13 protein-coding genes are annotated in these 10,559 nt (G+C 70.8%); 6 read left to right on the top strand and 7 right to left on the bottom strand.

Going from position 1 to position 10,559, the window contains the following annotated elements:
- Positions 1 to 80: 80 nt before the first annotated feature.
- From LT971_RS12610 to LT971_RS12600, 3 genes are read left to right on the top strand one after another with little or no spacing between them, the layout of a single operon-like run.
- Positions 81 to 710: a helix-turn-helix domain-containing protein gene (locus LT971_RS12610; RefSeq protein WP_237007292.1), complete on the top strand. Its 630-nt coding sequence runs from the start codon at positions 81 to 83 to the stop codon at positions 708 to 710.
- A gap of 37 nt (positions 711 to 747) precedes the next feature.
- Complete coding sequence (locus LT971_RS12605) at positions 748 to 1,176, top strand: hypothetical protein (protein WP_237007291.1); 429 nt, start codon at positions 748 to 750, stop codon at positions 1,174 to 1,176.
- A 46-nt stretch (positions 1,177 to 1,222) separates the two neighbouring features.
- Positions 1,223 to 1,516: a zinc ribbon domain-containing protein gene (locus LT971_RS12600; RefSeq protein WP_237007290.1), complete on the top strand. Its 294-nt coding sequence runs from the start codon at positions 1,223 to 1,225 to the stop codon at positions 1,514 to 1,516.
- On the opposite strand, the gene LT971_RS12595 is transcribed toward LT971_RS12600, so the two are convergent.
- From LT971_RS12595 to LT971_RS12565, 7 genes are all read right to left on the bottom strand, one after another.
- Positions 1,513 to 2,385, bottom strand: coding sequence for an amidohydrolase family protein (locus LT971_RS12595; protein ID WP_237007289.1), 873 nt, complete (start codon positions 2,383 to 2,385; stop codon positions 1,513 to 1,515). The genes LT971_RS12600 and LT971_RS12595 overlap by 4 nt on opposite strands.
- Positions 2,386 to 2,530: 145 nt before the next feature.
- Positions 2,531 to 3,196, bottom strand: coding sequence for an immunoglobulin-like domain-containing protein (locus LT971_RS12590; RefSeq protein ID WP_237007288.1), 666 nt, complete (start codon positions 3,194 to 3,196; stop codon positions 2,531 to 2,533).
- 110 nt (positions 3,197 to 3,306) lie between these two features.
- Positions 3,307 to 3,774 (bottom strand): MaoC/PaaZ C-terminal domain-containing protein, encoded by a 468-nt coding sequence (locus tag LT971_RS12585; RefSeq protein ID WP_237007287.1) that lies wholly within the window; start codon positions 3,772 to 3,774, stop codon positions 3,307 to 3,309.
- A gap of 75 nt (positions 3,775 to 3,849) precedes the next feature.
- A complete protein-coding gene (locus tag LT971_RS12580; protein WP_237007286.1) occupies positions 3,850 to 4,500 on the bottom strand; it encodes a helix-turn-helix domain-containing protein in 651 nt (216 codons plus the stop codon).
- A gap of 87 nt (positions 4,501 to 4,587) precedes the next feature.
- The gene (locus LT971_RS12575) at positions 4,588 to 5,214 is read right to left on the bottom strand and encodes a plastocyanin/azurin family copper-binding protein (RefSeq protein ID WP_237007285.1); all 627 of its coding nucleotides are present in this window, start codon (positions 5,212 to 5,214) and stop codon (positions 4,588 to 4,590) included.
- 55 nt (positions 5,215 to 5,269) lie between these two features.
- Complete coding sequence (locus LT971_RS12570; RefSeq protein WP_237007284.1) at positions 5,270 to 5,923, bottom strand: hypothetical protein; 654 nt, start codon at positions 5,921 to 5,923, stop codon at positions 5,270 to 5,272.
- A gap of 159 nt (positions 5,924 to 6,082) precedes the next feature.
- A complete protein-coding gene (locus LT971_RS12565; RefSeq protein WP_237007283.1) occupies positions 6,083 to 6,460 on the bottom strand; it encodes a hypothetical protein in 378 nt (125 codons plus the stop codon).
- Positions 6,461 to 6,569: 109 nt separating this feature from the next.
- On the opposite strand from LT971_RS12565, the gene LT971_RS12560 reads away from it, so the two are divergent.
- The 3 genes from LT971_RS12560 (at position 6,570) to LT971_RS12550 (ending at position 10,542) form a co-directional block, all read left to right on the top strand.
- Positions 6,570 to 7,748: a thiolase domain-containing protein gene (locus tag LT971_RS12560; RefSeq protein WP_237007282.1), complete on the top strand. Its 1,179-nt coding sequence runs from the start codon at positions 6,570 to 6,572 to the stop codon at positions 7,746 to 7,748.
- Positions 7,745 to 9,181 (top strand): zinc ribbon domain-containing protein, encoded by a 1,437-nt coding sequence (locus LT971_RS12555; protein WP_237007281.1) that lies wholly within the window; start codon positions 7,745 to 7,747, stop codon positions 9,179 to 9,181. Before LT971_RS12560 ends, LT971_RS12555 begins: the two co-directional genes overlap by 4 nt.
- A 65-nt stretch (positions 9,182 to 9,246) precedes the next feature.
- Entirely contained in the window at positions 9,247 to 10,542 is a 1,296-nt protein-coding gene (locus LT971_RS12550; RefSeq protein ID WP_237007280.1) for a 5'-deoxyadenosine deaminase, read from the top strand.
- The last annotated feature ends 17 nt before the right edge of the window (positions 10,543 to 10,559 follow it).

Raw genomic sequence — 10,559 nt, 5'->3', positions numbered from 1 at the left:
CCGTAGTTCGGGGACGCATCACAAAGGCGTGCACCCCTCCTAACGACGGGCTATTTATACGTGGGCGTGGAAGGGGCGCCGTGCAGCAGGCGACCTTCCGGCTCGCGGGCGGCGGGGCGTACGCCGCCGCGACCGCCGACACGGACGCACGGATGCGGCTCTGGTGCAACGACCACTGCGACCTGCTCGAAGTCCGAGGTGGCGGCGCCGAACGCGTGCTCGACGCCGTCGACGAGCGCGTCGGCGTCGGCGAGCGAGTCGCGGAAGGCGACACGACCCTGGCCGTGACGGAGGCGTGTCTACGCGCCGAGTCCGACGACGGCGTCGAGGACACGCTCGCCGCCCACGGCTGTCTGCTCGTCCCGCCGCTGACCTACGAGGCCGGCGAGAAGCGCCTCCAGGTGCTCGCGCTCTCGCCGGCGGCGCTCACCGACGTCTACCACGACCTGCGCGCGGACTACGACGTCACCGTCGCGGACAAGCGCGAGGTGAGCGCGCCGGCGTCGGCGGCGCCCGGAGCGGCGGCCGCCGACCTCACTGCGAGGCAGGCGGCGGTCCTGCGCGCAGCGGTCGAAGCGGGCTTCTACGACCTCCCCCGGGGCGCGACCACCGCCGACCTCGCCGACCAGTTCGGGCTCGCGCGCTCGACGCTCGAAGAACACCTTCGGCGCGCCGAGGGGAAGCTCGCGCGGGCGGCGCTCCGGGGGTAACGCAACGCTTCTGTCTCCGGCCCGCCGAGAGACACACGTGCGCAGATTCGTCGCCGCCGTCGCCGCCGGCGTGCTCGTGCAGGCAGCCGTGCTCGCGACGTTCCGGGCGCTCCCGCCACACCACCCGAGCACGGCGACGACGGCGTTCCGGGTCGTCGCGGTCGGCGTCCTCGGCGGGTACGTCGCCGCGAAACTGGCGGTCCGACGGCGGGAGCGCGCAGCGCTCGCGGCCGGCGCGAGCGCGGGCGTCGGCGTCGCCGTCGCGTTCTGGTGGGCGGTGCTGTACGGCGACACGGTGGGCGTCTTCCACCACCTCCACTACGCGCTGGCGACCGCCGGCGTCCCCAGCCGGCTGATTCGCGACGTGCCCCGGGTCGTGGTGGCGGCCGCGGCGCTGCTGGTCGCGGCGGCGTTCGCGCTCGGCGGCCGGCTCGGCGGCTGGGCGGCGACGGCGGCACCCGACTGACGGCGCTGGATTTTTTGTCGAACGACACCAACGTTCGAATGCAACGATGCTCACCGGAGCGTGGCTGTTCGGCGTCGCCGTGGCGCTGCTCGCGGTGAACCTCGCCGCCACGTCCCTCCTCGACTGGCTCGGCGGCGACAGCGGGCAAGCCGTCACCGCTCGCACGGTGGAGAACGGCGACCAGTCGTCGACAGCGCCCGGCGACGACGGCGTGGAGTGTCCGCGGTGTGGCACCGAGAACGACCCCGAGTACCGGTTCTGTCGGTCCTGTGTCGCCCAGCTGCCGGGCGCCGGGTCGACCCGGCAGCGGGCCAGCCCGCCCGGCTGGCTGACGCGCTAGAGCCCGAGGAAGTCCTCGGCGTTCTCCCAGAGCAGCTTCCGGTAGACGTCGTCGCTGTAGTCGGTGTGTTCGGCGAACGAGTCCAGCCACTCCTCGGGGCCGATCATCGGGTAGTCCGTGCCGAACATCACGTCGTCCTGGAGCACGCTGCCGGCGTACTGCAACACCTGGTCGTCGATGTACTTCGGCAGCCACCCCGAGAGGTCCATCTTGACGTTGCCCTTCTGCTGGCAGATCGCGAGCTGTTCTTTCTCCCAGGGGAACGCGGGGTGGGCGATGAGTATCTGTAGCTCGGGGTGTTCGGCGGCGACGTCGTCCAGCAGCATCGGGTTCCCGTGTTTGACCTTCAGCCCCCGCCCACCCGGTGCGCCGGCGCCGAGCGTGGAGTTCCCGCCGTGGAACACGCAGGGGACGCCGAGGTTCTCGATGGCGTCCCAGAGGTCGTCGTGCTCGGGGTCGCTGGGGTCGAAGCCCTGCGCGATCTGCTGGAACTTGAACCCGGAGAGGTCGAGGTCCTCGACGGCCCGGTAGGCCTCCTCGACACAGTCGTCTTTGAGGGGGTCGACGGACGCGAACCCGACGAGGAAGTCGGGGTGCTCGTCGCGAACCTCGGCGACGTAGTCGTTCGGCACGGGCGGGTTCCCGGTGTTCGTCTCGGCGTCCCAGCCCAGCATGACGGCGCGGCCGACGCCGGCGTCGTGGTACTCCTCGACCATCTCGTCGTAGTCCCACGTGTCCATCTCGGAGCCGAACTTGTCGGCAGCGTCCGCCATCATCTGGCCGCCGGCGTCCTCGAGGAACTCGGCGGTGGGCTGGTGGGCGTGCGTGTCGACGGCGCGCGTCTCGGCGAGCAGGTCGGCGAGGGGCATCGTGCCGAGGTGTCGTAGCGCCGACTGAAAAGTCTGCCCGGCGTTGCTCGCGTCGTCGACTGCTCCCAAAATCGCTCGTCGCGAGGGTTCTCGACGACCCGGTGGTGTGCGTGGACGGGGGACTCTCAGGTGTACTGTGGACGGTTCACGGCGATTCGACGGTGAGCCGGGTGGCTAGCGCGTCGTCGAGTACACCCCAGAACGCGAAGCGGTAGGTTCCGGGTTCGAGCGGCGAGCAGACATGGTAGCTGACTTCGTGTGGTTTGTGTTCGCGTTCGAGGCCCTCGCGGTCGACGGTGAACGACCAGTCGTAGCCAGCGCCTGGCGCGAGCCCGAACGCGATGTCGTGCCACGCCTTGGTCGGTGTTTGGAAGAGTGGTGTCCACCGGTCGTTTTCCAGCCGCTGGACGTTGTACTTGTATATCGTCCCGACTTCGATGGGTTCCTCGGTGACGTTCCTGAGCGAGAACGTGATGTCCTCGCCGATAGCGACGTTGTCCTTCGATGCGGTCAGCTCCAGTCCGGAGACTTCCTGCGGGGGGGAGTGTTCGTATGGACGTTCGACGTCGTCCAGGGTGTCGTCGCCGCACGCAACATCTGTCTGTGGAGGTTTGGCGGGAAGCTCCTTCACGTCCACGACGTTGTAGAAACGTGACGGGTCCAGGGTCGTTCGAGTCGAGGTGGTGGATTCAGTGGTTGTCTGTGGTGGTGTAGTGGACTCGGTAGCGGGGGTTCGGTCTCCCAGACACCCGGCGGTCAGCGAAGCGATGCCGGCCACGGAGAGCCGTCGGAGGACCTGGCGGCGGTTCATGTAATCACTTCATCAATTCGAATCTGAATATTTTGGGGTCTAACGAACCGTTCTCGTTCCGTAGGGACGACGAGGGGCCGCCGGCCGTTCCGGGAGGTACTCGAACGCGGTCACTCGCTGCCGTCGCGCTTCACGAGGAACTTCATGTCCCCCTGGAAGACGGTCTCGTCGTGCTGGTTCGTCATCTCGGTGTCGATGGTGACGAGGCCGGCGTCGTCCCGGGAGGAGAGTTCCTTCGTCTCCGTGACCTCCATGTCCAGCGAGATGGTGTCGTCCATCTTCACCGGCGCCGGGATGTCCATGTAGTTCATGCCGAGGAAGGCGACGACGGTGCGCTCGAGGAAGCCACACCGGTAGACGAACCCGGTCGCGAGCACGAACGTCATCGGGCCGTGGGCGACGCGCTCGCCGAACTCCTGGTCGTCGGCGTACTCGGCGTTCGAGTGCAGCTCCGTCCAGTCGCCCGTGAACATCGAGTGCATCGTGAAGTCCGACTCGGTCACGGTGCGGCCGACGCTCTCGAAGGTCTCGCCGACCTCGAAGTCCTCGAAGTGGTGTGGCTCGTAGCTGTATGCCATACCCACACCCCGAATTCCGAACGATAAATAATTGTACTCCGGGTCGCCGCGGCGCGCGATCACCGCCGGGCGCGCTCAGCAGTCCAGAACCGACTCGAGGAGCCCTCGCTGGGCGGCGGCGAGGTGCTCGCGGAACGTGGCGGGCGAGATGCCCAGCGCCGACGCCACCTCCGTCCCGTTCGCCTCCCGGGGGTGCTCGAAGTACCCCATCTCGACGCAGGTCTCGAGGACCTCGCGCTGTCGGGCGGTCAGCCGGCCGCGGTCGACGACCACCGCGTCCCGTCTGTCGTCGTCGTCGTCGCTGGACTGCGTGAGCTGCCGGACCGTGACGTCGTCGAACCAGTCCTGGAGGTCCGCGAGCGCGTCCTGCACGGTCTCGACGTCGGCCGCGTAAAACGACACGTAGAGGTCGCCGTCACGGGCGCGGACGTCCGCGACCGGACAGCCGTGGCGTTCGATGCACTCGCAGACACAGCCCCGGTTCTGGGGGCGCTCGAACCGGTAGACGTCGCGGCGCTCGAACTCGAGGACGTCGTCGAAGCCCTCCCGCGGCAGCGACGACGCGGCGTCCTCGACGGCGAACTCCTCGGTGACGCACCCGTCCCGGGTCGTCGCCGTCGAGCGGGCGACGTGGGTGACTCGCCCGTCGGCGTCGGCCGACGCGCGGGCGACCGGACAGCGATGCAGGTCGCTCGCCCGAACCTCCGCCCGGATTGGCGTGCTCATCACGTGGACGTTCCCCGCACGGGACCGAAAACCCGGCTGCGATTTCCACGCGGCGAAAATCGGGGCGGCCGCCGGCTGCGCGCGCTGCTACGGCCCGTCCACGGTCGTCTGCTCGACGATTGTGCCGACGGACGGCAGTGCGTCGCGCGCGCCCGGCGGCAGGTCGTCGGGCGGTTCGGTAGCCGGCCCCCCGTTCGGGGCTCCGACCACGATTCGACCGACCATCCCCATCGCCTCGTGGGGCGTGCAGTAGTAGTCGTAGACGCCCTCGACGTCGAAGGTGTACTCGAAGGTCGCGCCGTCCTCGGTGTAGACGCCGGAGTCGAACGGCGCCGCGTCCTCCGGGATTCGCAACGGCTGGTCGCCGCTGTCCGGGTGGTAGGCCGTCGCGGAGTGGTCCCCGGAGGCGTTGACGAACGTCACCGTCGTCCCCGGTTCGACCAGGAGGCCGACCGGGTCGAAGTACGACCCCTGGTTGTCCGTGACCATGTCCACGACTTGCCCGCTGGACCCCCGATTCTGGGCTCCGGTGGTCGTCTGCTGGGAGGTCGTCGGTTCGGCAGTCGTCGTCGCGTCGGTCGTGTCCGGCGGCGCCGTCGTCGTCTGCGAGTCTCCGGGGCCGTCGGACTGACTGCTGCAGCCGGCCAGCCCCGCGAGCGCTGCACCACCGACGCTGACGACGAACCGTCGCCGGGATTGGGTAGTATCTGTCATTGGGTACGGAAACGAAGTGAGGTGTTGGTCGTGCGGGGCGTCTCTCGCGCGGCCGTCAGCTCCGCCGGCCCGCGACGAACGCCAGCCCGCCCGTCACCGCCACGACGGCGGCCGAGATGCCGGTGCCCGGGAACCCGGAGTTCGACGCCTCCGCCTCCCGGGTGTCCTCGAGCTCGGTCTGGAGCTCGTCGACCTGCGTCTGCAGGTCGTCGACCTGCGTCTGGACCGAGCTGACGTCCTCACCGACTGAGTCGACGTTCTCGTTCACGCCGTGGACCTCCTCGGAGAGGTGCTCGACCCGTTCGCCTTTCGCCTCCGTCGGGATGAGCGAGACGTTCCGCTGGAACTCGAAGGCGTACTCCTCGCCCTCCAGTTCGGTCACCACTGCCATCGTGTACGTCCCCTCGTCGGGGAACATGTACGTCCACTCGAAGTGTGCGTCGTCCTCCGGAATCTGAGTCTTGACGTGGTCGTGGAAGTCGTTCGGTCCGCGGATGTGGACCTCCACCGTCTGGTTGGTCACGCCGCCCCAGTCGAGGCGGTCCTCGTCGCCGGCCGCGTCGTTGTCGGCGATGCGGGCCGAGAACTCCGTCTGCAGGCCGCCGACCGGGGTCGCCGGCGAGCTGCTGACGCCGAGCTCCATCGGTCCCTGTTCGACGGTCGTCTGCCAGCCGTGCGCGCTGGCCGGGCCGACCGCAGCGAGTAGCATGACACCGACCAGTGCGATCGCCACGATGGGTTTTCTGGACACCATTGCATGTGGACCGAGGCACCCCACCCGTAATGTGCGGCCTCCAGATTTGTTCGCGGGACAAGTCGAGCCCGCCGAACCCACCATACTGTGGGTCTTCAAGAGCGCGCGTCGAGGTCAGCGGTCGCCGTAGCGCTGTGCACCCATCACGCCGAGCAGCCACGCGGTCGCGAACGCGACGGCGCTCGACACGAAGTCGTCGAGGAGGGCGGTGAGAGCCGTCGTCAGGACGACGTACGTCGTCAGCAGGACGAGGCACGCGCCGAGCGTCCAGGCGACCGCTGCGGCGCGGCTGTCGTGGTCGGCCGGCCACTGGTTCTCGTAGATGCTGGGCACGCCGATGCCCGCCAGCAGGACGACGAAGTAGCCGTCGGACCCACCGGACAGCTGTTCGAAGGCGGCGGCACCGGCGGCCAGCGCGACGACGATGGCGGTCGCCGACACGACGAAGTCCGCGCTCCCGAGGTACGCCCGGAAGCGCTCACGGAGTGTCATACGCCGTCACTGGCGGCCAGCCGGGTGAAACTACCGACTGACGGCAGGCACTGCGACTGCCGGCAGACAGCCCCCGACGACTATGGGGGGCGGCCGCGAACCACCGGGTATGCGAGACGCGTACGTCGTCGGGGCGGGCCAGACCGACTTCGGGTCGTTCCCCGACGAGTCCTACCGGTCGCTGTTCGCCACTGCCGTCGAGCACGCGCTGGGGAGTGCAGACGGCCTGACGCGCGAGGACGTCGACGAGGCGGTCGTCGGTACGCTCGGGGTCGGCGGCCGCCAGCTCGGGCTGTCGGGGCCGGCGGTCACCGAACACGCCGGCCTGTCGGTGCCGACGACGCGAGTCGAGAACGCCTGCGCCGCCAGCGGGTACGCCGTCCGGAACGCCGTACAGGCGGTCAAGTCCGGGATGGCGGACGTCGTGCTCGCGGGCGGCTACGAGGTGATGACCGACGCGAGCGGCGACGCGACGAAGTACTGGCTCGGCGTCAGCGGGGAGACCGAGTGGGAGCGCCTCACCGGCGCGACGTTCGCGGGAACGTACGCCCAGATGGCGCGGGCGTACCTCGACGAGCACGACGACGCCACGGTCGAGGACCTCTCACGGGTCGCCGTGAAGAACCACGCCAACGGCAGCCAGAACCCGCACGCGCAACTCCAGTTCGGGTGCAGCCTCGAGGACGCCACCGAGGCCGCGACGGTCGCCGACCCCCTGACGCTGTACCACTGCTGTCCCACCACCGACGGCGCGGCCGCAGTGCTCGTCGCCAGCGAGGACGTGGTCGCCGAGAGTGAGCTGGACGCCGCGAGAATCGCAGGCGTCGGCGCCGCCAGCGACCGCGTCGGCCTGTTCGAGCGCGACACGTACACCGCGATTCCGGCCAGCGAGCGCGCCGCCGAGGCGGCCTACGAGATGGCGGGTGTCGGCCCCGACGACGTCGACTTCGCCGAGGTCCACGACTGCTTCGCCATCGCCGAGCTGCTCGCGTACGAGGACCTCGGGTTCTGCGGGCGCGGCGAGGCCCCAGAGCTGCTCCGCGAGGGCGTCACCGACCGGGACGGCGACCTGCCCGTCAACGTCTCGGGCGGCCTCAAGTCGAAGGGGCATCCCATCGGTGCGACCGGCGCCGGCCAGATTGTCGAACTCTGGACCCAGCTTACTGGGCGGGCGGGCGACCGACAGCTCGACGACCCGGACGTCGGGCTCGCGCACAACGTCGGCGGCAGCGGCGGCGCGGCGGTCGTGACGATTCTGGCGGCCCCGCGTTCGGAGGGGCAGCGATGAGGGTCGCGGGCGTCGGGGCGTACACGCCGCGGTTCCGGCTCGCCGGCGACGCAGTCGCGGATGCGCTCGGTCAGTTCCACGCCCGCGGCGTCGAGGCGGTCGCGGTCCCGGACGCCGACGAGGACGCGCTCACGATGGCTGCCGAGGCCGCCCAGCGGGCACTCGACGCGGCGGGCGTCGACCCCGACGCCGTCGACGCGCTCCACCTCGCGTCGACGTCCCTGCCGTACGACGAGGAGGCGGGCACGGGCCGACTTCGGAGCCTGCTCGGACTCCCAGAGAACGTGGCGAGCGCGCAGTTCGGCGGCAGCACTGACGCCGGCGGCGCCGCGCTCGCAGCGGCGCTGGACGGCGGCGGCGGGGCCGACACCGTGCTCGTCGTCGCCAGCGACGCGCCCCAGGGCGCCGACGACGAGGCGCTCGGACACGCCGCAGGCGCGGGCGCCGGAGCACTCGTCGTCGCCCGAGACGGCCCCGGTCGGGTCGCGGGTCGGGCCAGCCAGACCGCGACGTACCCGGGGACCAGGTTCCGGGAGCGCGGCCAGACCGAGACGACCGGCCTCGACGTCACGAGCTACGACCGGCAGGCCTACCGGGAGACGCTGGCGGGAGCGGTCGGCGAACTCGACGTCTCGGGCGTCGACGCGGCCGCGCTCCAGGCGCCGGACGGCGACCTGCCGTACCGCTCGGCGGGCGCACTCGGCGTGAACCCCGAGGCAGTGGCAGCCGGCAGCGTCGTCGAGGGCGTCGGCGACGCCGGGGCGGCGAGCGCGTTCCTCGGGCTCGCCGACGCCCTCCGCGAGGACGACACTGACGAGGTCCTGCTGGCGACCTACGGCAGCGGCGCTGCGAGCCACGCGTTCCGGCTCGTCTGCGAGCGCGACGTCCCGGTCCGGGCGGCGCTCGGCAGCGACCAGACGCTGTCGTTCGCGGCCGCCCGGCGCCGTCGCGGGGACTTCGACTCGGGGACGCCAGCGGGCGGTGGCGCGTACGTCAGCGTTCCCTCGTACCGGCGGACGCTCGCTGCGCGACAGCGGCTCGTCGCCGGTCGCTGCCGGGCCTGTGGCGCGCTCCAGTTCCCCCCCGAGGGCGCCTGTCCCGACTGCAGTGCGACCGACGGGTACGAGGACGCACCGCTCCGCCGGCGGGGAGTCGTCGAGACCGCGACGACCATCTCGCAGGGCGGTGCGCCGCCCGAGTTCGCGGCCCAGCAGGCTCGCAGCGGCGAGTACGCGAGCGCTATCGTCGCCTTCGGCGCGCAGGGGGGCGGCGACCGCGAGGTCAGCGTCCCCCTGCAGGTCGTGCTCGCCGGCGACGACGACACTCCCGGAATCCGGGACGAAGTGGTCGCGGTACCCCGGGTGCTGTACGACCAGGAGGGCGTCCGGCGGTACGGCGCGAAGGGGCTGCCGGCCGACGCCCGGCGGCGCTGACGGCGGCAGGGCCGCCGGCTGGACCGCAACCCCTTAGAGGGGTCGACGCCGTACGGAGTGAGGGAATGACGCTACTGCGCGCCGACACCGTGGTCCGGGACGCCGACAGCGTGCTCCACGACGGGGCCGTGGTCGTCGAGGGCGACCGGGTCGCGGCGGTCGGCGACCGCGAGGAGCTGGCCGACGCCTACCCCGACCACGAGCGAATCGACGTGGACGTGCTCGCGCCGGGGCTGGTGGGCGCACACGTCCACTCGGTGCAGAGCCTCGGCCGGGGCATCGCCGACGACCAGGAGCTGCTGGACTGGCTGTTCGACCACGTGCTCCCGATGGAGGCCTCGATGGGCGCCGAGGAGATGCGGGCGGCAGCCGACCTCGCGTACCTGGAGTTCGTGGAGTCCGGGACGACCGGCGTCGTCGACCACCTCTCGGTCGACCACGCCGGCGAGGCGTTCGCGGCGGCGGCCGACAGCGGCGTGCGCGCCCGCCTCGGGAAGGTCCTCATGGACAAGGACTCGCCCGAGGGCTTGCTGGAGGACACCGACGACGCGCTCGGCGAGACGGAGGCGCTCATCCGGGAGTGGGACGGCGCCCGCGACGGCCGCATCCAGTACGCCGTCACGCCGCGGTTCGCCGTCTCCTGCACCGAGGCGTGCCTGCGGGGCTGCCGCGAGCTCGCCGACGAGTACGACGTCCGGATTCACACGCACGCCAGCGAGAACCAGGGCGAGATCGAGACCGTCGAGGCGGAGACCGGCAAGCGCAACATCCACTGGCTGGACGAGGTCGGCCTCACCGGCGAGGACGTGGTGCTCGCGCACTGCGTGTGGACGGACGAGACCGAGCGCGAACTGCTCGCCGAGACCGGGACACACGTCACGCACTGCCCGTCGTCGAACATGAAGCTCGCGTCCGGCGTGGCGCCCGTCGAGGACTACCTCGGCCGGGGAATCAACGTCGCGCTCGGCAACGACGGCCCGCCCTGCAACAACACCCTCGACGCCTTCACCGAGATGCGTCAGGCGAGCCTGCTCGGGAAGGTCGAAGAACTGGACCCGACGGCGCTGGCGGCCCGCACCGTCTTCGAGATGGCGACCCGGAACGGCGCGAAGGCGGCGGGCTTCGACGACGTCGGCCGCATCCGAGAGGGCTGGACGGCCGACCTCGTCGGGCTCACCACGGAGAACGCGCGCTCGACGCCCATCCACGACCCCTACTCGCACCTCGTCTACGCCGCCCACGGCGACGACGTGACCCTGACGATGGTCGACGGCGACGTGCTCTACCGGGACGGCGAGCACGTCCGGATGGACGCCGAGCAGGTGCGGGAGCGAGCGCGGGAGTTCGCCGCCGAACTCTGAGGGGCGAGCTCTCCATC

The sequence above is a fragment of the Halobacterium rubrum genome, from assembly GCF_021729015.1.
Taxonomy (GTDB): domain Archaea; phylum Halobacteriota; class Halobacteria; order Halobacteriales; family Halobacteriaceae; genus Halobacterium; species Halobacterium rubrum.
This window is presented reverse-complemented; position numbering and strand designations above follow the sequence as displayed.

Coding starts and splice junctions, on each gene's coding strand:
- LT971_RS12600 (WP_237007290.1), top strand. CDS start 1,223: ATGCTCACCGGAGCGTGGCTGTTCGGCGTCGCCGTGGCGCTGCTCGCG.
- LT971_RS12580 (WP_237007286.1), bottom strand. CDS start 4,500: ATGAGCACGCCAATCCGGGCGGAGGTTCGGGCGAGCGACCTGCATCGC.
- LT971_RS12550 (WP_237007280.1), top strand. CDS start 9,247: ATGACGCTACTGCGCGCCGACACCGTGGTCCGGGACGCCGACAGCGTG.
- LT971_RS12555 (WP_237007281.1), top strand. CDS start 7,745: ATGAGGGTCGCGGGCGTCGGGGCGTACACGCCGCGGTTCCGGCTCGCC.
- LT971_RS12595 (WP_237007289.1), bottom strand. CDS start 2,385: ATGCCCCTCGCCGACCTGCTCGCCGAGACGCGCGCCGTCGACACGCAC.
- LT971_RS12560 (WP_237007282.1), top strand. CDS start 6,570: ATGCGAGACGCGTACGTCGTCGGGGCGGGCCAGACCGACTTCGGGTCG.
- LT971_RS12575 (WP_237007285.1), bottom strand. CDS start 5,214: ATGACAGATACTACCCAATCCCGGCGACGGTTCGTCGTCAGCGTCGGT.
- LT971_RS12585 (WP_237007287.1), bottom strand. CDS start 3,774: ATGGCATACAGCTACGAGCCACACCACTTCGAGGACTTCGAGGTCGGC.
- LT971_RS12565 (WP_237007283.1), bottom strand. CDS start 6,460: ATGACACTCCGTGAGCGCTTCCGGGCGTACCTCGGGAGCGCGGACTTC.
- LT971_RS12570 (WP_237007284.1), bottom strand. CDS start 5,923: ATGCTACTCGCTGCGGTCGGCCCGGCCAGCGCGCACGGCTGGCAGACG.
- LT971_RS12590 (WP_237007288.1), bottom strand. CDS start 3,196: ATGAACCGCCGCCAGGTCCTCCGACGGCTCTCCGTGGCCGGCATCGCT.